We start from the raw sequence: 20,983 nt of genomic DNA, 5'->3' as shown, positions 1-20,983 counted from the left end.
GCCACGATCTCGGCCAGCACGGGGGCGCCCATCCCGTCGTACAGGTTGACCACCCGGGCCCCGGCCAGCCCGGCCGCGTAGCGGGCGGCGAGGGCCTCGGGGGTGTTGCCGGTGAGCAGGGTGACGGTGGTACCGCGACCGGCGCCGCGGGCGAGGAGCTCGTGGGCGAGGCGGTAGGCGGTGGCGGCGAAGTCGCCGGCGGTGATCTCGACGCCGTCGGCGGTGGTGAGGGCCAGCCGCTCGGGGTGCGAGGCGAGGGAACGCAGGATCAGGGCGGGGGCGCTGACGAACTCCGGGGCGCTGTCGGCCGCTTGTGCTGCGGAGGGGGCAACCATGGTCCTCACCCTAGCCCCGGCTCTGCCGTGTCCCGGCGTGCGTGCGCAAAACCGGGGTGCGGTCGGCGTCCGGGTCCCGGCACACTGTGCCGATGATCACCGACCACTGGCCGTTGAAGGGCCTGCGCGTGAACACGCCGCGTCTGGAACTGCGCCTGCCCGGCGAGGACGAGCTGTCCGAGGTCGCGGACCTCGCCGCGCGCGGGGTCCACCCGCCCGACCAGCGGCCCTTCCTCACCCCCTGGGGCGAACTGCCACCCGCCGAACGGGCCCGGCACGTCCTGCAGATGCACTGGCGGCGGATGGGACGCTGGACGGCGCAGCACTGGGCGCTGGACCTGGTGGCCTTCCACGAGGGGCGGCCGGTCGGCGTCCAGGACATGCGGGCGCAGGAGTTCGCGGTGCGGCGCGAGATCACCTCCGGTTCGTGGGTGGGCCTGGAGCACCAGGGCCGGGGGCTGGGCACCGAGATGCGCGCGGCGATGCTCCACCTGGCGTTCGCTGAGCTGGGCGCGCGCTCGGCGACGTCCATGTCCTTCGCCGACAACCACTCCTCCCTCGCGGTCTCCCACAAGCTCGGCTACCGCGACGACGGCATCACCCTCGACGTCCTCGACGGCCACGTGGTGGAGACCCGGCGCCTGCGCCTGGACCGCGACCACTGGCAGGGCCCGCCCGTCCCCGTCACCGTCACCGGCCTCACCCCCGCCTGCCGCACCCTCTTCGGCGCCGACACCCCACCCTCCTGACCCTCTGCAAGGCCCGTGCACGGGCTACCGCCGAAAGGGCCCTGCCCTCCCGTACGGGTGCAGAACCGAACCCCGCACGAAAAGTCGACCCAGCCGACGTTCTGTCCGCAGGCGCCCCCAGTCGTACGGTCCCGTGCAGGTTGCGGGTGCCGGTGTGGATCGGGGCGTGGGGGCGGGTGCCCGTGCGGGCCTGCGGGGTCAGGGGGTGGCGGGGAGGGCGGTGAGGGCGGTGAGGGTGGGGGCGAGGGGGTCGAGGGTGTGGAGCACGTGGATGCCCTCGGCGACCGGGGTGGTGGTGGCGGCGCGGTCGAGCCAGAAGGCGTGGAGGCCGGCGGCGTGGGCGCCTTCGGCGTCGAGGGTGTAGTTGTCGCCGACGTAGGCGACTTCGTGTGGGGGCAGGCCCAGGGCGGTGCAGCCGGCGTGGAAGATGCTGGGGGCGGGTTTGGCCTCGCCGTGCTGGTCTGAGCAGACGATGACGTCGCCGAAGTGGTCGAGCAGGCCGATGGTGCGCAGTTTGCGGCGCTGGTGGTCAGTGTCGGAGTTGGAGACGATGCCCAGGCGGTAGTGGGGGGCGAGGCGGCGCAGGGTGGGTTCGGCGTCGGGGAAGGCGCGCCAGGCGGCGTCGCGGTGGGTGGCGTAGCCGTCGAACCAGGCGGCGGCCTGTTCGTCGGTGAGGTGTTCGGCGCCCTCCTGGCCGAGGTGGGCGAGGAAGCGCCGGGTGCGTTCGTACTGCTGGCCTCGCATGGTGAGTTCCCGGGCGAGGTAGCGGGCGTAGCTGTGCTCCATGACGGCGCGCCACAGGTCCAGGGCGGCCCGCGGGGTGGGGAACCGTTCCAGCAGGCCGACGTCGCGCAGGTGGGCGAGGATGCCCGCCTCCTCCGAGTGGGTGTAGTCGAACAAGGTGTCGTCGACGTCGAAGAGCACGCCCCTGATCGGCATGGACCGTTTCCTTTCCGTGTGCCCGCGGTGCGTCCCGAACCCTACGCGGCGGGTGGGGGGTGGTCGGGCGAGGGGGGTGATGAACCCAGCCCTCGGGCGGTGCCCCTCAGGCGCCGGCCGCCACCGCACCCGCGCCCGCGCCCACGTCCGCCACCGCCGCCGACTGCGGGGCGGAGGCGAGGAGGGCGTCGAGCAGCCCCGGGAAGCGGGCGTCGAGGTCGGCACGGCGCAGGCTGACGAAACGGTTGCGGCCGGCGACCCGGGTGGTGGTGACGCCGGCTTCGCGCAGGACGCGCATGTGGTGGGAGACGGTCGACTTGTGGAGGTGGTCCAGGCCCAGGCCGCGGGGGTCGCAGGAGTGTTCGGCGCCGTCGGCGTAGCTGAGCAGCAGGCGCATCCGCACGGGGTCGCCGAGGGCGTGCAGGACCGTGACGAGGTCGATGTCGGCGGTGGGGGGCTGGGGCAGCCGCTCGTCGTCGGTCATGGGGTGGACTCCGGTCCTCGGGGTTCCCGCGCAGGGGGGCGGGCGACAGCAGGGATGGTTTGACAATCATCCACCAATCCCTGATTGTTTGGCGAGTATCCAACTGTTGCATATTCGTCCAACAGTCCACACAATCCGCCCCGGGGGGCTCTCCGTGCCCGTACGCCTGCTCCTGCTCGCCCTCGGCACCTTCGCCATGGGCACCGACTCGATGGTGGTCGCCGGCATCCTCGGCCCCATCGCCGCCGACCTGCACGTGTCGGTGGGCGCCGCCGGCCAGCTCGTCACCGTCTTCGCGCTCGGCTACGCCCTGCTGGCCCCGCCGCTGGCCGCCGCCACCGCCCGCTGGCCGCGCCGGCGCCTGCTGCTGACCGCGCTCGCCGTCTTCAGCGCCGCCAACGCCCTCAGCGCCCTCGCCCCCAGCTACCCCCTCCTGCTGGCCACCCGGGTACTGGCCGCCGCCGGCGCCGCCCTCTACACCCCCACCGCCAACGCCGTGGCCACCACCCTGGTCAGCCCCGAGCGTCGCGGCCGGGCCCTGGCCACCGTGCTGGGCGGCATGACGGTGGCCACCGCGCTGGGCGTGCCGCTGGGTACCTGGGTGGGGCGCACCGACTGGCGCCTGACGATGTGGCTGGTCACCGCCCTCGGCCTGGCCGCACTCGCCGGACTGGCACTCCTGCTGCGCGACCTGCCCGCCCCCGCCGCCGCCCCCACCCTCACCGCCCGCCTGGCCCCGCTCGCCTCACGCCGCGTCCTCGGCGCCGCCGCGACCACCCTGACCTTCTTCCTCGCCTTCCAGAGCGTCTACATCTACCTCGCCACCGCCGTCCACGGCGCCACTGGCGGCGATGCCGACAGGCTCAGCCTCATCCTGCTCACCACCGGCGTCCTCTCGGTGGCCGGCAGCTGGCTCGGCGGACGCCTCGTCGACCGCGCCGGGGTGCGCGCCGTCCTGCTGACCGGCTCCGCCGTCGCCGCCTGCGCCTTCACCGCGCTGCCCTGGCTCGGGCGCAGCATGCCCGGAGCACTCGCGTACGCGGTCGTCGTCCCCCTGGCCGGATGGGCCGTCTCCGTCGCACTGCCGCACCGCCTCGCCTCGATCGACCCGGCGAACGCACCCCTGCTGATCTCCCTCAACAGCAGCGCCCTCTACCTCGGCACGGCCGCCGGAGGCATCGCCGGATCAGCCGCCATCACCCTGCTGGGCACGCGCTGGTTCCCCCTGGCCGCAGCCGTACTCGCCCTCGCGGCCTGCGCGACCGCCGCGGCCACCACCCGCGACCAGCGCACCCGCTCCCGTACGGCGGCGCCGGCCCCGGCCCGGGCCCGGGTCTGAGCTCACCCGAGCCGCGACGCCCACACAGGCCGCGCACGGGCCGGAACAGCGGCAAACAAGTGGGGCCGGGGTGCGACACCCCGGCCCCGCCCCGCCCCGCCCCACCCCGCGCCCGGAGCCCGTCAGGCCCCGAGCACGTCGCCGACCAGGGCGCGGGCCTCCTCCTGCACCCGGGCCAGGTGCTCGGCGCCCAGGAACGACTCCGCGTAGATCTTGTACACGTCCTCCGTGCCCGAGGGCCGGGCCGCGAACCAGGCGTTGTCCGTGCACACCTTGAGGCCGCCGATCGCCGCCCCGTTGCCCGGCGCGTGCGAGAGCACCGCGGTGATCTTCTCCCCGGCCAGTTCGCCGGCGGTGACCTGCTCGGGCGCCAGACGGGCCAGGCGGGCCTTCTGCTCGCGGTCGGCGGGGGCGTCGACGCGGGCGTAGGACGGATCGCCGTGGCGGGCCGTCAGCTCGCGGTAGTGGGCGCTGGGGGTGGCGCCGGTGACGGCGGTGATCTCGGCGGCGAGCAGGGCGAGCAGGATGCCGTCCTTGTCCGTCGTCCACACCCCGCCGTCGCGGCGCAGGAAGGAGGCGCCGGCGCTCTCCTCACCGCCGAAGGCGATCGACCCCTCCAGCAGGCCGTCGACGAACCACTTGAAGCCGACCGGGACCTCCAGCAGGGTGCGGCCGAGGTCGGCGGCGACCCGGTCCAGCATCGACGAGGACACCAGGGTCTTGCCGACGGCCGCGTCGCCCGGCCAGTCGGCGCGGTGACGGTAGAGGTAGTCGACGGCCACCGCCAGGTAGTGGTTGGGGTTCATCAGCCCGCCGTCGGGGGTGACGATGCCGTGCCGGTCGGCGTCCGCGTCGTTGCCGGTGGCGATGGCGTACTCGTCCTTGCGGCCGATCAGGGAGGCCATCGCGGCCGGGGAGGAGCAGTCCATGCGGATCTTGCCGTCCCAGTCCAGCGTCATGAACCGCCAGGTCGGGTCGGTGACCGGGTTGACCACGGTGAGGTCCAGCCGGTGGGACTCGGCGATGCGCGCCCAGTACGCCACCGAGGCGCCGCCCAGCGGGTCGGCGCCGATCCGCAGCCCGGCCGCCCGCACCGCGTCCAGGTCCAGCACCGCGGGCAGGTCCTCGACGTAGGCACCCAGGAAGTCGTACCGCCCGGTGGTCGCCGCCGCCAGCGCCCGCGCGTAGGGGACCTTCTTGACCCCGCGCAGGCCCTCGCGGATCAGCTCGTTGGCACGGTCCTGGATCCAGCCCGTCGCCTCCGACCCCGCCGGGCCGCCACTGGGCGGGTTGTACTTGAAGCCGCCGTCCCGCGGCGGGTTGTGCGAGGGGGTGACGACGATGCCGTCCGCCAGCGCCTGGGGGCTGCGCCGGTTGTGCGCCAGGATCGCGTGCGAGACCGCCGGCGTCGGCGTGTAGCCGTCGGCGGTGTCGATCAGCACCTGTACGCCGTTGCCCGCCAGCACCTCCAGCGCCGTCACCTTCGCCGGCTCGGAGAGCGCATGGGTGTCCGCGCCCAGGAACAGCGGGCCCGTGACCCCATGCTCGGTCCGGTACTCGCAGATCGCCTGTGTGGTCGCGGCGATGTGGTCCTCGTTGAACGCCGCGTCCAGGGAGGACCCCCGGTGCCCCGACGTCCCGAACGCCACCCGCTGCGCCACCTCCTGCGGGTCGGGGTGCAGCGCGTAGTACGCCGTCACCAACCGCGCCACATCCACCAGATCACCCGGCTGCGCCGGCAACCCGGCCCGTTCGTGTCCCATCCGCCCACTCCCGCCGAAATCCCACTACGTACCCGCGAAACGAACCCGCCCCGCGCTCACCGATCGTAGCCAGAACACGACCCCGCCCCGAACCGTACGGGCCATGCCAGGACACCCACGGGACGGGAACCGGAAGGAGACGGGCGGGACGGTCGGGAGCAGGGAGAACCGGGCGGGCGGGAGAGGCGGAAGGGTCGGTCCGGAGAACCGGGAGGGCCGGGCGGCGGGGCAGCCGGGCGGCGGGGTCTCAGTGCGAGGCCCACCACGTCGAAGGCGCCGCGGCGGTGTAGCCCAGCGACTCGTACAGCGGCCGGCCCAGCTTGGAGGCGGTCAGAGTGGCCGGCACCTGTGCCAGGTCGGCGAGGGAGGCGGTCATGACGGCCCGGCCCACGCCGCGCGAGCGGAACGCCGGCGACGTGGCCACCCAGTAGTGGCTGGCGACACCGTCGTCCACCACCCGCACACACGCCCCCGCCGCGACACCCTGGTGCGAGGCCAGGAACACGTCCACACCCACCCGCTCGATCAACGCGACCGGGAACAACTCGCCAGGACGGTGGGGCTCGAAGGCCGCCAGCTCGAAACCCTCGATCACCACCCGCTCAGCCGCCCACAGGTCCTCCTCCCGCTCCACCCGGAGCACATCCAGCCCCGACGCACCGCCGGACTCGGGCACCAGCCCGGCCCCGGACGCCGGTGCGGACGCAGGTACGGGCGGGCGGAGCATGACGGGCATCTGCCAGCTGCGCAGGCCCAGGTGGCTCAGGTCGGTGGCACCGAAGGGGTCCTCGGCATTGACCGGGCCCGCGGCCCGGCGCACCAGGCCACTCAACTCCGCCAGTTCACCCGCGTCGAGATCGCCCTCCTGCACCAGGATCCGCAGGCCAGCACGCTCACCACCGTCGACGGCCAGGAAGCCGCGGCGCCGGATCACCTCGTGCCCCCGGGAGTGGCCGGTCGCGGCCCAGAAGGCAGCCGAGTTACGGGCCTGACGCAACGGCGCCTCGGCCGGAGTGAGGGAGGGGAGCTTGTCGGTCGCGGTGATTCCGGTTGTCATGCCGCCCACCGTAGTACCGAATTGACCAGTCGCGCCGGGCCAATCCGACATCGATCCACTGGGCCACCCCTGGTGAAGCCGGAAACCGCACATGCTTCCTCGGCCGCTCGGCCCTCGCACCGGTGACCGCCGCAGGTGATGACCAGCCGCTTCCTCCCGCTCCCCGCAGCGTAGGGCCCGGCACGCGCCACCGGGCCGACGCCCGGGACGGCCGTGCGCCCACCCGCCGGTGCTGGGCCCCACGCGCGGAGGGCAGGGGAAGGATCACGCCCGGCCCGCGCCGTACGCGGCGCAGCCACCCGCTGTCGCAGCGGGCCGGTCGTGTTCCGGCGGCGCCACCCTGTTCACGCGGCGACGATCAGGACGCAGCCGCTCGCGCCGTCGGTCCCGGCCGCGCCGTTCTGCCCGGCGGGCTTCGATCCCAGGCCGCCGTCACCGCCGCGGCCGCCGCTTCCGCCGTTGCCCGTCGCATCGCCGGCGGGACACGCGCCGGTGATCGCGAGAGGCAGGGTGATGGCCCCGCCGGTGCCACCGGTCTGGCCGTCGGTCACCGCGGCGCCGGCGGCGCCGGTGTACGGAGTGGGGGTGGCGGTCACACCGGTGGCGGTGGCCGCACAGACCGGGTCGGTGCCCTGCTGGCCGCCGGTGGCCTGGGCGAAGCCGCCGGATCCACCGGCTCCGCCACCCTGGCCGGCCGGGCCGCCGGCGGTTCCGGAGCCGCCCGGAGGGCGGTTGGCGGAGCCGTGACCGCCGGCTCCGCCGCCTCCGCCGGGCGCGAGTACCTCGATTCCCCCGGGGCCGGCGACGGACGCGGCTTGGCCGCCGTGGCCGCCGCGGCCGGGGTTGCCCGCGGAGAAGGCGCCGCCGCTGCCACCGCTGCCGCCCGCCCCGCCGGGTGTGGCGAAGGGCACCGTGATGTCCAGGACGCTGCCCGCCTGGAGCCCGGTGAAGGTGCAGGTGAGGGCTGCCGCCGCGCCACCGCCCGTACCGCCCTGGCCGCTGCTGCCGTCGCCGTAGATCATGCTGGCACCCTGGCCACCTCCGCCACCGCCGCCGCTACCCGCGGCGCCCACAGCCGTGACGGTCAGCGTGCTGGTCCCGGGCGGGACGGTGTACTGGGCGAAGCCGGGAGCGCAGACGGACGTGGAACCGTCGGGAGGGCAGGACAGGACGGGAGTGATCAGGACGCATCCCGGCAGACCGTCACCGAACCCGGGCAGGCCCAGGCCGGCCAGGTCGCCGAGGCCACCGAGGGCGCCCAGGCCACCTTGGCCGCCGAAGCCGGCCCCGGAGCACTGGGGCGCGAAACCGTCGGGAGAGATCGTCCCGCCGCTGCCGCCGTCGTCGGCCGACTGCCCGGCGGTGCTGGTGGCGGCCGGGCCCGTGACGGCAGTCAGCCCGTTGCCGGACGCGGTACAGCTCGGTGAGGCGCCCGGCCGGCCGCCGGTCTCCTCCGGAGTGCCGCTCGCCGTGCCGCCCGCGCCCCCGCCGCTGCCGCCACCGGCGCCGCCGTCCACGCCGTCGATCTCGAAGCCGCCGAATTGGGCGACACGGCCCGCGCCTCCTCCGCCACCGGCGGCGGAGATGACCAGGCCCGAAGCGCCGACCGAGGCGGCCTGACCACCACCGGAAGGACTCAGAACCTGCGAACTCTCCGCCAGCGCACCGGCGTTGCCGCCGGCGGGCACGGTCACCGCCAGCTCCGTGCCCGGTGCCAGGCCGGTGACGGTGCAGACGATCGCAGCACCGGCCCCTCCCCCGGCACCGGCGAACCCGCCGCCCCCGCCGCCGCCCCCGCCGACGACGGTGAACCGGACCTGCCGCGCGTTCTGCGGCACGGTGTAGGTGGAGGAGCCCGGGGTGTCGCAGACCGTCGTACCGTTCGCCACCGAACACGCACCGGCGGCTGCGGGCGCGCGGGGCGCCACCGCGGCGGCTGCCGCAGGCAGCGGCAAAATCCCGCCACCACTCAGCGCCAGGGCGCCCACCGACGCCAGCGCGCCCAGCAGACAGCGCCCTCGACCCCCGCCTCCGTCTTCCCCCGGAATCCGTCGTCCCAGCACGATCTCTCGGCCTCCCATACAGGTCGTCTCAGATGGGAGCACAGCGGATCCGAACCGCTCGCTCACGGAAAGTGTCACCATCGACACGCTGAGTGCGCAACGGCGGTTCGGTGTGACAGGCCGCCATCCGGATGAGCGTCTGGAGCGCTTCCCGTGGGTCCCCGAGGCCGTCGCCTCGGCCCGCGTCCGTCCGTGTGTTCCGCGACCAGCGGTCCGCACACGGCCCTGGGGGTGCGTCAGGTCTTCCGGGCCGGCCCCGGGAGGGTGCCGACCCCAATCCTGCCAGGTCAGGCCTGGGAGCGGTAGGACTCAGCACACCCTTCCTGTGCCTTGCCGCCGCCCCCGCGCACCCCGCACACTCGTGCAACACCCCACTCCCCCGACGGCCTTCGCGCCGCCGCCCGCGCTCGCCCGGGCGGCCGGCGCGCACACCGCCGTGCCCGGACGCGTCCGGCGCGGTACGCGCGGGGGTCCGGGGTGCGAGGTGCGTACCGAAGCAACGACGAAGGGGGACAAGCAACATGAACGTCCACGCGGACCTGGTACTGAAAGCCCGGATCACCCTGCTGAGCCACAACGACCGGATCCTCGACGGCGAGGAGGGCATGCGGGTCTACCGCACCCTGTTCGCCGCCAGCCCCCACGTGTACGCCTACAAACTCGCCTACGTCCTGCGCGCACTCGCCGAGACCAGCCCCCGCGCGGCCCGCCGGCCCGGGGCGCGGGAGGAACTGCTGGCAGAGGCACGGGCCGCGAGTGCGCACATCCCCGCCGACGCCCCCGCCCACCAGCGCCGCATGTGGGAGCACACCGTGCCGCAGCTCCAGGAGTTCGAGCGCCGACTCGGGCAGGCGAACGCCCGATGAAGGACACCGACGAGAACCCGAACCCCGGCCCGCACCCGGACCTGGTCCTACGGGCCCGGATACAACTCCTCATCGGCGACCGGTGGTTGGACGGCGAGAAAGGCATGCGGGTCTACCGCACCCTCTTCGCCGTCAACCCCCGCGGCTACGCCTACCACCTCACCAGGGTCCTGCTCGACCTCAGCCGCCACCCCCGCCTGGCCCACCTGCCCGACGCACGGCGCGCACTCCTCCACGAAGCGGTCGACGCCGCCGCCCACATCCCCGCCGACGCACCCTGGTACCAGACCAGCTACCAGCAGTACGCGCGCAGTGCACTCACCCGCCTCGACCAGGACGACCGAACGCCGTGACCGGAGGAGCGGGCGGTGAGGGCACGGCGGCCCCGGTCGAGGGCGGTGTCGGGTACGGCCTCCAGTTCGGTGAGGTGGTCGACGTGGTCGAGGGCGGCGCGGTTGAGGAGGTCGCGGGCGTCGTCCTCCTCGCGGGCGCTCCGAGCACGAAGGCCATTGCGGGCGGCAGCCGGCGACGGCGGCGGCGAAGACGAGGCCGAGGGAGAGAATGGTCACCGGGCGCCAGACCGTACGGAGGTCGCGCAGCGACAGCTCCTCGGCGGAGGCGTACAGCAGCGGGGGCAGGACCACCGTGCCGATGACCTGCGGCGGTACGTGCAGGGCGGGGACTCCGGGTATCAGAGCCACCCCGATGCCCGCCAGGACCAGCAGCGACGGCGCGGGAGCGCGCAGCCGCCCGGCGAAGACGGCCACGGCCGTGGAGGACCGGGAAGGACGCATCAGGGGACTGGCCGCCGACGTGCTGTCCGCCACCTCAGCCGCTACGGAGTCAAGTGCGGGCCCTGTGAGGAAGCAGCGTGAGCGTCTCCCGCTGCCGGTCAGCCGGCAACAGCCGTCCGGACCGGAGCGGCACCCACGGGCCTTGGCGGAACCACTACTTGACGAAGCTCTCCACGACCTTCGGCGGCCAGACCCCGACCTTGAGGGCCCCCATCGAGTAGGCCCGGGAGACCAGTGCGGCGCGGTTGGGCCGGCGGCGCGGCGGGTGCGCACGAGCGCGTCCGCGAAGGCGTTGCCCGCGGCGTAGTTGGCCTGCCCGGCCGCGCCGACGGTGCCGGAGAAGGACGAGAAGACGACGAACGCGGCGAGGTCGAGCGCCCGCGTGGCCTCGTGGAGGTGCCACAGGGCGTCGGCCTTGGGCCGCAGGACGGCGGCGAGCCGCTCGGGGGTGAGCTGTTCGACGACGCCGTCGTCGAGGACGCCCGCGGCGTGCACCACGGCGGTCAGCGGGTGACCGAGGGGCACGCCCGCGATCAGGCGTTCGACGGCGGCGCGGTCGCTGAGGTCGCACGCCTCGACGGCGACCTCGGCGCCCACCGCGGTGAGCCGCGCGACCAGGTCGGCGGCGCCTTCGGCCGCGGCTCCTCGGCGGCTCGCGAGCACGAGGCGACGAACGCCGTGCTCGGCCACCAGGTGCCGGGCGAGGACGGCGCCGAGGCCGCCGGTGCCGCCGGTGATCAGGACGGTCCCGTCCGGGCTCCACGCTGCCCCGGTCTCGGCCACCGCGGCCGCGCGGGCCAGCCGGGCCGCCAGCACGGCGCCGCCGCGCACGGCCAGCTGCGGCTCGTCACCGCCCAGGGCCCGCTCGGGCAGCGGGCCGCCGGCCGGATCCAGGTCGACCAGGCCGAACCGGCCCGGGTGCTCGGCCTGCGCGGAGCGCACCAGGCCCCACGCGGCGGCCGCGGCCGGGTCGGTGACCTCGCCGTCCGCCGCCGTCGCGACGGCGCCGCGGGTCACGAAGACCAGCCGGCCGTCCGTGTCCGCCGCGAGCCACTCCTGGACCCGGGCCAGCGCCAGGGCCGTCAGCGCGTGGGCCGAGCCGACCGGGTCGGCCGGGTCCCCCGCGAGCGGCACGAGCACCACCTCGGCCGGCCCCTCGCCCGCTGACGGGAGGACGCCGAGCCCGAGCGGGTCCGCGTTCGGGACGGCCACCGAGGCGGGCGCCTGTCCACCGCCGCGCGGCCGGGACCAGCGCAGCTCGAACATCGCGTCCCGTACCGGCCCCGCGCCCGCCCCGGCGAGCGCCGGCAGCGGTCGCAGCAGCAACGAGCCGACCGAGGCGACCGGGCCGCCCGCCGCGTCGGCGATCTCGACGGCGACCGAGTCGTCCCCGGTCGCGGACAGCCGCACCCGCACCACCGACGCACCCGCCGCGTGCAGACTGACGTCCTGCCAGCAGAACGGCACCCCGCCGAGCCCGAGGAACGCCGTCGCGTGCAGCGCCGCGTCCAGCAGCGCCGGGTGCATCCCGAACGCGCCCGCCTCGCCACTCGCGCCCTCGTCCAGCGCGACCTCGGCGAACACGTCCTCGCCGCGCCGCCAGGCCGCGCACAGCCCGCGGAACGCCGGGCCGTAGCGGAAGCCGGCGCCGACGAGGCGCTCGTCCAGGCCGTCCAGGTCCAGCGCTTCGGCGCCGGCCGGCGGCCACTGCGTGAACTCCTCTGCGGCGAAGCGCTGTTCATCCGCCGAGTAGCCCGGCGCGAGGATGCCGTCGGCGTGCTGCGTCCACGGGGCGTCCTCATCACCCTCGGGGCGGGCGTAGACCCCGACGGTGCGCCGCCCGCTCGTGTCGGCCCGTCCGGCCCACACCTGCACCTGCACGCCACCCTGTTCGGGCAGCGGCAGGGGCGCGGTGAGCGTCAGCTCCTCGACGCGCTCGCAGCCGACCTCGTCGCCCGCACGCACGGCGAGTTCCAGGAAGGCCGTGCCGGGCAGCAGCACGGTTCCGTCGACGCCGTGGTCGGCCAGCCACGGGTGGGTGCGCAGCGAGAGCCGGCCGGTCAGCAGCAGGCCGTCGGTGTTGGCGAGGGAGACGGCGGCGGCGAGCAGCGGGTGGTTGGCCGAGCCGAGCCCTGCGGCGCGGACGTCGCCGGTGCGCGAGAGCGCGCTCTTCGGCCAGTAGCGCCTGTGCTGGAAGGCGTAGGTCGGCAGGTCGGCACGGCGGGCGCCGGTGCCCTCGAAGTAGGCGTCCCAGTGCACCGGGACCCCGCGCACGTGCAGGCCGGCGAGTGCCTCGGTGAGCGCCTCGGTCTCGTCGCGGCCGGGGCGCAGCGCGGCGAGGGCGCGGCGACCTTCGCCGGCCGGCTCGTCGAGGGCTCCCTGGGCGAGCGCGGCGAGGGCACCGTCCGGGCCGAGTTCGAGGAACAGCCCGGCGCCGTGCCCGCCGAGCCAGCCGACGGCGTCGGCGAAGCGGACGGCCTGGCGGGCCTGGTCGGCCCAGTAGTCGGCGGAGGTGAGCTGCTGGACGGTGGCGAGCGTGCCGGTGAGCGTCGAAACGAGCGGGATCGCGGGCGCCTGCGGGTCCAGCCCGGCGACGACGGCACGGAACTCGTCGAGCATCGGGTCCATGAGCGGCGAGTGGAAGGCGTGCGAGACGCGCAACCGCCTCACCTTGCGGCCGAGTTCGGTGAAGTGCGCGCCGACGGCACCGGCCGCTGCGGTCTCGCCCGCGACGACCACGCTCCGCGGCCCGTTGACGGCTGCCAGCGACACGCCGTCGCCGAGCAGCGGGAGGACCTCCTCCTCGCTCGCCTGCACCGCGACCATGGCGCCGCCGGCCGGCAGGGCCTGCATCAGGCGGGCGCGGGCGGCGACCAGGACGCACGCGTCGGCGAGGGTGAACACCCCGGCGACGTGCGCGGCGGCGATCTCGCCGACGGAGTGGCCGGCCAGGAAGTCCGGGCGCACGCCCCAGGACTCCAGCAGCCGGTACAACGCGACCTCGACGGCGAACAGCGCGGGCTGCGCGTGACCGGTGCGGTTCAGGGCGTCCTCGTCGGCACCCCAGATCACCTCGCGCAGCGGCGCGCCCGGCCGGCCTTCGAGCTGGCCGTCGAGCCGGGTGAGCACCTCGTCCAGCGCGGCGGCGAACACCGGGAAGCGGGCGGCGAGTTCGCGGCCCATGCCGAGGCGCTGCGAGCCCTGGCCGGCGAACAGGAAGGCAAGCTTGCCGCGCCCCTGGGTGGTGCCGAGCACCGCCCGGCCGTCGCCCTCGCCGTCCGCGAGCGCGGTGAGCGCCGCGACGGCCTCGGCGCGGCCGGCCGCGGTGACGACGGCGCGGTGCTCCAGGGCGGCGCGGGTGGTGGCGAGCGCGTGGGCGAGGTCGGCGTCGGAGCCCTCGGCGTCCGCCGCCAGGAAGGCGACCAGCCGCCGGGCCTGGGCGCGCAGCGCCTCGGGGGTACGGCCGGAGACCAGCCAGGGCAGCGCCCCGGCCTCGACGGCCCCGGAGGCGGGCGCCTCCTCCGCAGCCGGGGCCTCCTCGACGATGGCGTGCGCGTTGGTGCCGCTGAGGCCGAAGGACGAGACGCCCGCCCGGCGCGGCTCGGCGCCCCGCGGCCACGGCGTCGCCTCGGTCAGCAGCCGGACGGCGCCGGACTCCCAGTCGACGTGCGTCGACGGCTCGTCCACGTGCAGCGTGCGGGGCAGCAGCTCGTGCCGCAGCGCCAGCACCGTCTTGATCACTCCGGCCATGCCCGCCGCGGCCTGGGTGTGGCTCAGGTTCGACTTCACCGAGCCGAGCAGCAACGGGCGTTGCGGGTCCCGGCCGCGCCCGTAGGTGGCGAGCAGCGCCTGGGCCTCGACCGGGTCACCGAGGACGGTGCCGGTGCCGTGTGCCTCGACCGCGTCCACCTGGTCGGCGGAGAGCCGCGCGTTGCGCAGCGCCTGCTCGATGACACGCTGCTGGGACGGCCCGTTGGGCGCGGTGAGCCCGTTGGAGGCGCCGTCCTGGTTGACGGCGGTGCCGCGCACGACGGCCAGCACCCGGTGCCCGTTGCGCCGGGCCACCGAAAGCCGCTCCAGGACGAGCACGCCCACGCCCTCGGCCCAACCGGTGCCGTCCGCGGCGTCGGCGAAGGAGCGGCAGCGACCGTCCGAGGCCAAGCCGCCCTGACGGGCGAACTCGACGAAGGTCGTGGGGGTCGACATGACGGTCACGCCCGCGGCGAGCGCCATGCCGCACTCCCCCGCGCGCAGCGACTGGGCAGCCAGGTGGAGCGCGACGAGCGACGACGAACACGCGGTGTCGACGGTGACCGCCGGGCCGACGGCGCCGAGGACGTAGGAGAGGCGGCCGGAGATCACGCTCGTCGCGTTGCCCGTCAGCACGAAGCCCTGGACGTCGTCGTCCGGCCCGGTGCGGTAGTCCTGCGGCATCGCACCGACGAAGACGCCGGTGCGGGTGCCGCGGACGCTGCTCGGGTCGATGCCTGCCCGCTCGACGGCCTCCCAGGACGCCTCCAGCAGGACGCGCTGCTGCGGGTCCATGGACAGCGCCTCACGCGGCGAGATACCGAAGAAGCCCGGGTCGAAGTCGGCGGCGCCCTGCAGGAACCCGCCCCGGACGTCGACCGGCCCGGCCGCCGGGTCGAGCTCCCAGCCGCGGTCGGCGGGCAGGCCGGTGATGCCGTCCTCGCCGGCGACGAGCATCGCCCAGAGGTCCTCCGGAGACGCGACCCCGCCGGGGAAGCGGCAGCTCATTCCCACGATGGCGATCGGCTCCCGGGCGGCCGCCTCCAGCTCGTCCACCCGCTGCCGGGAGCGCTGGAGGTCCGCGCTGGCCCGCTTGAGGTAGTCCCGGAGCTTCTGTTCCTTGTCCATCATCGACGCAACCCATCTGGAAGACCGGCGAACGGCAGGGATCCGCTTGAGGACGGCCCGCGTGCCCGGCACGCGCGGCGCTCGCATTCCCGCACTCCAGCGCCCAGTCTCGATCGGGGCCGCGCCGAATTTCCCTAGGGTCTGTCGATCACGTCCGAACCGGTCCCGGACTCTAGGGAATTGCCGGGGCGTTCGGCTGGATCGTCAGTTGCGCGAGCCATGGGTGCGGCCCCCCGGGCCGAGCGCCCCGACGTCGACGAGGATCACCGCCATGCCCGAACCCTTCCCGCACGGCGACGCACCGAGAGTGCCGCTGCCCTCCACCGAGGGCACCGCGGACCCGGCCGCGGCCGAGCTCAGCGAGCTCGACGAGCAGCTGATCGCCCAGCTCGTCCACCGCATCCGCCTGGCCCGCGGCCAGCAACTCAGCCGCCGCGCCGCCGGATTGCCGACCACCAGCCTCGCGCAGGAGAACGCGATGCTGCACCGCTACGCCGCCCGGCTGGGCGACCAGGGCGCCGGGATCGCGCTGGCCATCCTGGGGCTCTCCCGGCCGCCGACCGAGCGGGCCGTCGAACAGCGGTAGGGCGGCAACGGCAGGGCGGTGGGGACGCGAGATCCCCACCGCCCTGCCGTCGCTCCCGGCCGGTGTCACCAGCGGGCACCGGCCAGCACCTCGTCGTAGTCGCGGGCCACCCGCGCCTGTTCCAGGTCGGACTCGACCATCATCCGCATGAGCTCGGGGAAGTCGACCTCCGGGTCCCAGCCCAGCTTCTCCCGCGCATTGCCGGCGTCGGCGCAGAGCGTCTCCACCTCGGCGGGTCGCACGAGCCCTGGATCGACCTCGACGTACTGCTCCCAGTCGAGCCCGACGCACTCGAAGGCGATCCGGGCCGCGTCCCGCACCGAGTGCATTCGCCCGGTGCCGATGACGTAGTCGCCCGGCTCGTCCTGCTGGAGCATCAGGTGCATCGCCCGGACGTAGTCCCCGGCGAAACCCCAGTCGCGGACGGCGTCGAGGTTCCCGAGCAGAAGCCGGTCCTGCAGGCCGAGCTTGATCTGCGCGACCGCGAGGGAGATCTTCCGGGTCACGAACTCGGCCCCGCGGCGCGGCGACTCGTGGTTGAACAGGATCCCCGAGACACCGTACATCCCGTAGGACTCGCGGTAGTTGCGGGTGATGTAGTGACCGTACGTCTTCACCACGCCGTACGGGCTGCGCGGGTGGAAGGTGGTCCGCTCGTTCTGCGGGGTCTCCGCCACCATGCCGAACATCTCGGAGCTGGAGGCCTGGTAGAACCGGATCCGGCCGGGGCCACCGACGGCCCCGGCCGGCTTGTTGATCCCGCTGACCATCCGGATCGCCTCCAGCACCCGCAGCACGCCGGTGCCGTTGACCTCGGTGACGAGTTCCGGCTGCCGCCAGGACATCGGCACGAAGGAGATCGCTCCGAGGTTGTACACCTCGTCGGGCTGGATCGTGTCGACCGCCGACACCAGACTGCTCTGGTCCATCAGGTCACCGTCGACGAAGCGCAGCTCCGGGATCAACCGGCTGATCCGGTCCTTCCGCGGGTTGGCCTGCCCTCTGGTCAGGCCCCAGACCTGGTATCCCAGGGAGATCAGGTGCTCGGCCAGGTAAGACCCGTCCTGACCGGTCACCCCGGTGATCAGTGCACGCTTGGACATCCGTTCCCCTTCAGCCACTGCTCGCGGAGCGCTCTCGGCACGGCCAGCGAACCAGAGGAGGGGCTAAGGAATTTGCGAGACTTCCGGCGCGCGCCGCCCAGAAATCGAACGGGACCAGCACCACCCGGCCCGTCAACGTCGTCCAGACCGTCAACGTCGTCCAGAGCGTCGACGTCGTCCAGAGCGTCGACGTTGACACCTGGGACGACATCACCTTCTACCTGGTGGCCTTGCCTTGTTCTAGGCCCGCTCCGCCGTCGCGAGGAGTTCGGCCGGATCGGAGGCGAAAACGGACATCCAGTGCGGGTGCAGCCGGTAGTAGACGACGTCGTGCTCCCAGTCGAAGGCATCGCGGCCGTAGAAGTCCTGGAAGTAGGCGAGGAGTTCGGGCCAGTCGGCGGCCGGCTCGCCGTCGCGGGGGTTGAGGATCTCGGCGGTGCCGTGGGTGAACACGCCCAGGTCCTCCCCGCGCAGGTGGGCGGCGCTGACGGCGGGCCTGGCGGCCAGGTGACGGGCCTTGGCGGCGGTGCGCGCGGTGCCGAAGTGCCACCTGCCGTGCAGGAAGTGGCCGTCCACGCCGCTGATCCGCGGCTCGCCCTTGGCGGTGACGGTGGACAGCGCGAGCGTGCACATCCCGGTGAGCACGCCGGTGAGCTGGACGGCGGTGAGGGTGCGCTCGCTGTTGATGATCGAGCGCAGGTGGGCGGTGGAGCGGGCGAGCGAGGTGTCCAGGAGGTCCTGGAGGCGGGCGAGGTCGTCGGGCGTCTCGAGCATGGGGTCCCTTGTCCGTGGTACGTGGTCCCCGGCCGACGCCGAGCGCCGACCGGTCCCCCCCTACTCTCGCGGCGAAACCCGACACCTGCACCTCCTTTCGCCTCTCCCGCCGGCTCCTTCGCCTTTCCCGCCGGCTCCTTCGAACAGACCACCGGCGGTGCTGCTACTGACCTGCGTCCCCGCTCGTACGCCCGGTCGGCCGCCTCAGCGGGCCAGGCGGCCCAGGAGGGCGGAGGCGGCGGCGATGCCGGCCGCGGTGGCGGCGGCCAGGACGGCGAAGTCCAGGGGCAGGTGGGAGGGGGTGCCGATGAGCAGGCCGCGCAGGGCGTCGACCTGGTAGCTGAGCGGGTTCGCCTTGCTGACGGCCTGCAGCCAGCCGGGCATCAGGTCGACCGGGTAGAGGGCGTTGGAGCCGAAGAACAGCGGCATGGTGATGGCCTGGCCGATGCCCATCAGGCGGTCACGGGTCAGGACGATCCCGGCGATGGCCATCGAGAGGCAGGAGAAGAACGCCGAGCCGAGCAGCACCGCGACGACCACGCCGAGCAGGCGCAGCGGGTTCCAGGTCATGGCGACGCCCAGGGCCGCGGCGATCAGGACCACGACGACGGCTTGCAGGACGGCTTTGACGCCGGCGGCGAAGGCCTTGCCGGTGACCAGGGCGGCGCGCGGGGTGGGGGTGACCAGGAGTTTGGTGAGGACGCCGGAGTCCCGCTCCCAGATGATCATGATGCCGTAGAAGATCGCGATGAACATCGCGGACTGGGCGATGATGCCGGGCGCCAGGTAGTCGAGGTAGGGGATGCCGCCGGTGGGGATGGCCTTGAGACGGGTGAAGGTCTCGCCGAAGATCAGCAGCCACAGGGCGGGCTGGACGGCGCGGGTGTAGAGCTCGGTGCGGTCGTGACGCAGCTTCTGGAGTTCCACCGCGCACATCGCGGCGACCCGGGCGGGCACCAGGCGCCAGCCGGTACGGGCGCGCGGGGGCACCAGCAGCAGGCTCAGGTCCGGGACGCCGGCGGGGGTGGCGCCGGGGGTGGGCGGCTCAGCCGACGCGGCTGGCGGTGCGGCGGGTGCGGCGGACATCGCCGAAGTCTCCTTCCGTGGCGTCGGCCAGGTCACGGCCGGCGAAGTGGCGGAACACGTCGTCGAGGGTGGGTTCCTCGCCGCCCGGGACGGCCTGGCGGATGCCCTCCTTGAGCTCGGCGGGGGTGCCCAGGGCCCGGATCCGGCCGCGGTCCATCAGCGCGATGCGGTCGCAGTGGCGCTCGGCCTCGTCCATGTAGTGGGTGGTGACCAGGACGGTCATGCCGGTGGCCCGGCGTACGGCGTCCACGCGCTCCCACACGCCGGTACGGGCGATCGGGTCCAGGCCGATGGTGGGCTCGTCCAGGACGAGCAGACGCGGGGCGCTGACCAGGGCCTGGGCGAGTTCGAGCCGGCGCACCATGCCGCCGGAGTAGGTGGCGGCCATCCGGTCGGCGGCGTCGGTGAGGTCGACGGCGGCCAGCGCCTGGGCGACGCGGCGGGCGCGCTCGGTACGGGGGACGTCGAAGACCCGGGCGAACAGGGCGACGTTCTCCCGCCCGGTCAGCCCGGCGTCCGCGGACAACTGCTGCGGCACGTAGCCGAGCAGGCGCCGTACCTCCATGGGGCGGCGGGCCGCGTCATGGCCGAAGACGCGCACCATGCCGGGGCCGGCGGGCAGCAGCGTGGTGATCGCCCGGATGGTGGTGGTCTTGCCCGCGCCGTTGGGACCGAGCAGACCGAAGACCTCACCGGTCCGCACGGTCAGGTCGATACCGTCCACCGCGCGGGTGACCTTGCCACGGCCGTGGGTGAAGCTGTACTCCAGGCCCCGGCACACCACGGCCTCCGCCGTGGCCGACGCTCCCGCTGCTCCTGGCGTTCCTGCAGCTCCTGCTATTCCCGTGGCTCCTGGCGTTCCCGTGGCTCCCGGTATTCCTGCTGGTTCCGGTTCGGTCATCGCGGGTCCTCCTCGGGCAGGTCGCGCAGCCCCTGGGCGAGGGAGCGCAGCGCGGGTAGGGCGGCGGCCAGCGCGGCCCGTTCGGGGCCGGGCAGGCCCGCGACCAGCTCGCCGGTCAGTGCCCGGCGCCGCTCGCGCCAGGCTTCGATGCGCTGGTGGGCGGCCTCGGTGGCGTACAGCAGGGCGGCCCGGCGGTCGGCGGGGTCCACCTCGCGGCGCAGCAGGTCCTGGGCGACGAGCTGGTTGACGAGGGTGGAGACCGAGTTGCCGGCCAGGCACAGTTCCTCGGCGGCGGCGGAGACCCGCAGTCCCGGGGCGTCCATCACCAGGTGCAGCAGTTCGACCTGGGCACCGCGCAGGCGGGGCTGGTCCAGGCCCTGGCGCAGGCGGCGGCGCAGCATCCGCTGGATGCCGGTGAGGAGGGCGGAGAACTCGTCGGCGAGGGCGCCGTCGGGTTGGTCGGTGGGTCCTGTCTCCATACCTCGATTTTAGCTCTCAGTGAGAGGTATCTGTCGAGGGGCGGACGTGGGTGGACGGGGGCGGGAGGGGGTGGACAGCAGCAGAAGGCCCCGCACCGGCGCGTGCTCGCCGGTGCGGGGCCTTCGTGCGGGGCGTTCGTACGCCGCCCGGTCAGAACGTGCGGACCTGCTCGGCCTGCGGGCCCTTCTGGCCCTGCGTGATCTCGAACTCGACCGCCTGGTTCTCCTCCAGGCTGCGGTAGCCGGTGCCCTGGATCGCGGAGAAGTGGACGAACACGTCCGGGCCGCCGTCGTCCTGGGCGATGAACCCGTAGCCCTTCTCCGCGTTGAACCACTTCACGGTACCGGTGGCCATGCCGATCTCCCCTCGGGACGAAGGGGTGCGCGCTGCTGCGCACCCCTCACGGTGGTCGCGTCCAGGAACAGCACGTTCAGCAGTACCGCGGACGGCGAATCTCATGATCATGCTACCGACCCGTCGCCGTCCGCGTCCGGCTTTCACCCAGATTCAGCCACTCCCAACCGACCCACCCCGGCCGGGCGTTCGCACACCGGCGCCACGGCACCGGCATGGCCTCCGACGACCTCCACACGTACTACTCCTCGTCCCGCCCCCGCCCGACCCCGCCCGGGTGGGCCGGGCGCACGCCCGGGCGGAACGTGCGCATCCGGTGCACGAGCAGTGTTGCCAAGGTGTTGCAGCGGGCGTGGCGGGGCCACGTCCCGTAGTAGCGTCTGGCATGAAGTCGCGCACGGTGCGCGGCGATTGACGGGGGTTCGCATCGGA

The 20,983-nt window shown here is 74.2% G+C and carries 17 protein-coding genes; 4 read left to right on the top strand and 13 right to left on the bottom strand.

Translation table 11 applies throughout. The annotated features are described in order from the left end of the window. The coding region (locus tag AB0F71_RS07360; protein ID WP_360229492.1) for an AMP-binding protein at positions 1-335 on the bottom strand (335 nt) is incomplete at its 3' end. 92 nt (positions 336-427) lie between these two features. On the opposite strand from AB0F71_RS07360, the gene AB0F71_RS07355 reads away from it, so the two are divergent. Then, positions 428-1,084 (top strand): GNAT family protein, encoded by a 657-nt coding sequence (locus AB0F71_RS07355; protein WP_360229490.1) that lies wholly within the window; start codon positions 428-430, stop codon positions 1,082-1,084. Between the two features lie 198 nt (positions 1,085-1,282). On the opposite strand, the gene AB0F71_RS07350 is transcribed toward AB0F71_RS07355, so the two are convergent. Together AB0F71_RS07350 and AB0F71_RS07345 are read right to left on the bottom strand one after the other, a co-directional pair. Beyond that, positions 1,283-2,023: an HAD family hydrolase gene (locus AB0F71_RS07350; protein WP_360229488.1), complete on the bottom strand. Its 741-nt coding sequence runs from the start codon at positions 2,021-2,023 to the stop codon at positions 1,283-1,285. Positions 2,024-2,129: 106 nt separating this feature from the next. Then, entirely contained in the window at positions 2,130-2,507 is a 378-nt protein-coding gene (locus tag AB0F71_RS07345; protein ID WP_360229486.1) for a helix-turn-helix transcriptional regulator, read from the bottom strand. 154 nt (positions 2,508-2,661) lie between these two features. Here AB0F71_RS07345 and AB0F71_RS07340 point away from each other — a divergent pair, with 154 nt between their 5' ends. Continuing rightward, positions 2,662-3,846 carry an MFS transporter gene (locus tag AB0F71_RS07340; protein ID WP_360229484.1) on the top strand — a complete coding sequence of 395 codons (1,185 nt, stop codon included), beginning with the start codon at positions 2,662-2,664 and terminating at the stop codon, positions 3,844-3,846. 122 nt (positions 3,847-3,968) lie between these two features. Here the strand turns inward: AB0F71_RS07340 and pgm are convergent, their stop codons facing one another. From pgm to AB0F71_RS07325, 3 genes are all read right to left on the bottom strand, one after another. Next, positions 3,969-5,609, bottom strand: coding sequence for a phosphoglucomutase (alpha-D-glucose-1,6-bisphosphate-dependent) (gene pgm, locus AB0F71_RS07335; RefSeq protein WP_360229482.1), 1,641 nt, complete (start codon positions 5,607-5,609; stop codon positions 3,969-3,971). Between the two features lie 247 nt (positions 5,610-5,856). Further along, a complete protein-coding gene (locus tag AB0F71_RS07330; protein WP_360229480.1) occupies positions 5,857-6,666 on the bottom strand; it encodes a GNAT family N-acetyltransferase in 810 nt (269 codons plus the stop codon). A 344-nt stretch (positions 6,667-7,010) separates the two neighbouring features. Further along, on the bottom strand, positions 7,011-8,555 hold the full coding sequence (locus AB0F71_RS07325; protein ID WP_360229478.1) for a hypothetical protein: 1,545 nt from the start codon (positions 8,553-8,555) through the stop codon (positions 7,011-7,013). 695 nt (positions 8,556-9,250) lie between these two features. Here AB0F71_RS07325 and AB0F71_RS07320 point away from each other — a divergent pair. Further along, positions 9,251-9,595, top strand: a complete 345-nt coding sequence (locus AB0F71_RS07320; protein WP_360229476.1) for a hypothetical protein — start codon at positions 9,251-9,253, stop codon at positions 9,593-9,595. Between the two features lie 47 nt (positions 9,596-9,642). Here AB0F71_RS07320 and AB0F71_RS07315 read toward each other — a convergent pair whose 3' ends face one another. Further along, positions 9,643-15,267, bottom strand: a complete 5,625-nt coding sequence (locus AB0F71_RS07315; RefSeq protein ID WP_360229520.1) for an SDR family NAD(P)-dependent oxidoreductase — start codon at positions 15,265-15,267, stop codon at positions 9,643-9,645. A gap of 271 nt (positions 15,268-15,538) precedes the next feature. Between AB0F71_RS07315 and AB0F71_RS07310 the strand changes: the two genes are divergently transcribed. Next, on the top strand, positions 15,539-15,853 hold the full coding sequence (locus AB0F71_RS07310; RefSeq protein WP_360229474.1) for a hypothetical protein: 315 nt from the start codon (positions 15,539-15,541) through the stop codon (positions 15,851-15,853). A 65-nt stretch (positions 15,854-15,918) separates the two neighbouring features. Here AB0F71_RS07310 and AB0F71_RS07305 read toward each other — a convergent pair whose 3' ends face one another. The 6 genes from AB0F71_RS07305 to AB0F71_RS07280 all read right to left on the bottom strand — a co-directional run bounded on the left by AB0F71_RS07305 (position 15,919) and on the right by AB0F71_RS07280 (position 20,551). Continuing rightward, positions 15,919-16,956: a GDP-mannose 4,6-dehydratase gene (locus AB0F71_RS07305; protein WP_360229472.1), complete on the bottom strand. Its 1,038-nt coding sequence runs from the start codon at positions 16,954-16,956 to the stop codon at positions 15,919-15,921. Between the two features lie 240 nt (positions 16,957-17,196). Beyond that, the gene (locus AB0F71_RS07300; RefSeq protein ID WP_360229470.1) at positions 17,197-17,730 is read right to left on the bottom strand and encodes a pyridoxamine 5'-phosphate oxidase family protein; all 534 of its coding nucleotides are present in this window, start codon (positions 17,728-17,730) and stop codon (positions 17,197-17,199) included. Between the two features lie 204 nt (positions 17,731-17,934). Continuing rightward, positions 17,935-18,816, bottom strand: coding sequence for an ABC transporter permease (locus AB0F71_RS07295; protein WP_360229468.1), 882 nt, complete (start codon positions 18,814-18,816; stop codon positions 17,935-17,937). Further along, positions 18,776-19,597 carry an ATP-binding cassette domain-containing protein gene (locus AB0F71_RS07290; RefSeq protein WP_360229466.1) on the bottom strand — a complete coding sequence of 274 codons (822 nt, stop codon included), beginning with the start codon at positions 19,595-19,597 and terminating at the stop codon, positions 18,776-18,778. Before AB0F71_RS07290 ends, AB0F71_RS07295 begins: the two co-directional genes overlap by 41 nt. A 116-nt stretch (positions 19,598-19,713) precedes the next feature. Beyond that, positions 19,714-20,196: a MarR family transcriptional regulator gene (locus AB0F71_RS07285; RefSeq protein WP_360229464.1), complete on the bottom strand. Its 483-nt coding sequence runs from the start codon at positions 20,194-20,196 to the stop codon at positions 19,714-19,716. Between the two features lie 151 nt (positions 20,197-20,347). After that, positions 20,348-20,551 (bottom strand): cold-shock protein, encoded by a 204-nt coding sequence (locus AB0F71_RS07280; protein ID WP_360229462.1) that lies wholly within the window; start codon positions 20,549-20,551, stop codon positions 20,348-20,350. Between the last annotated feature and the right edge of the window lie 432 nt (positions 20,552-20,983).

Source organism: Kitasatospora sp. NPDC028055 (assembly GCF_040637885.1).
Classification (GTDB): Bacteria; Actinomycetota; Actinomycetes; order Streptomycetales; family Streptomycetaceae; genus Kitasatospora.
The sequence above is the reverse complement of the archived record's forward strand: the minus strand, read 5'-3'. Positions and strand labels throughout refer to the sequence as shown.

Bases quoted from the DNA above. Each gene is read 5' to 3' on its own strand.
- AB0F71_RS07355 (WP_360229490.1), top strand. From the start codon at position 428: ATGATCACCGACCACTGGCCGTTGAAGGGCCTGCGCGTGAACACGCCG.
- AB0F71_RS07350 (WP_360229488.1), bottom strand. From the start codon at position 2,023: ATGCCGATCAGGGGCGTGCTCTTCGACGTCGACGACACCTTGTTCGAC.
- AB0F71_RS07345 (WP_360229486.1), bottom strand. From the start codon at position 2,507: ATGACCGACGACGAGCGGCTGCCCCAGCCCCCCACCGCCGACATCGAC.
- pgm (WP_360229482.1), bottom strand. From the start codon at position 5,609: ATGGGACACGAACGGGCCGGGTTGCCGGCGCAGCCGGGTGATCTGGTG.
- AB0F71_RS07330 (WP_360229480.1), bottom strand. From the start codon at position 6,666: ATGACAACCGGAATCACCGCGACCGACAAGCTCCCCTCCCTCACTCCG.
- AB0F71_RS07320 (WP_360229476.1), top strand. From the start codon at position 9,251: ATGAACGTCCACGCGGACCTGGTACTGAAAGCCCGGATCACCCTGCTG.
- AB0F71_RS07315 (WP_360229520.1), bottom strand. From the start codon at position 15,267: ATGGACAAGGAACAGAAGCTCCGGGACTACCTCAAGCGGGCCAGCGCG.
- AB0F71_RS07310 (WP_360229474.1), top strand. From the start codon at position 15,539: ATGCCCGAACCCTTCCCGCACGGCGACGCACCGAGAGTGCCGCTGCCC.
- AB0F71_RS07305 (WP_360229472.1), bottom strand. From the start codon at position 16,956: ATGTCCAAGCGTGCACTGATCACCGGGGTGACCGGTCAGGACGGGTCT.
- AB0F71_RS07300 (WP_360229470.1), bottom strand. From the start codon at position 17,730: ATGCTCGAGACGCCCGACGACCTCGCCCGCCTCCAGGACCTCCTGGAC.
- AB0F71_RS07295 (WP_360229468.1), bottom strand. From the start codon at position 18,816: ATGTCCGCCGCACCCGCCGCACCGCCAGCCGCGTCGGCTGAGCCGCCC.
- AB0F71_RS07285 (WP_360229464.1), bottom strand. From the start codon at position 20,196: ATGGAGACAGGACCCACCGACCAACCCGACGGCGCCCTCGCCGACGAG.
- AB0F71_RS07280 (WP_360229462.1), bottom strand. From the start codon at position 20,551: ATGGCCACCGGTACCGTGAAGTGGTTCAACGCGGAGAAGGGCTACGGG.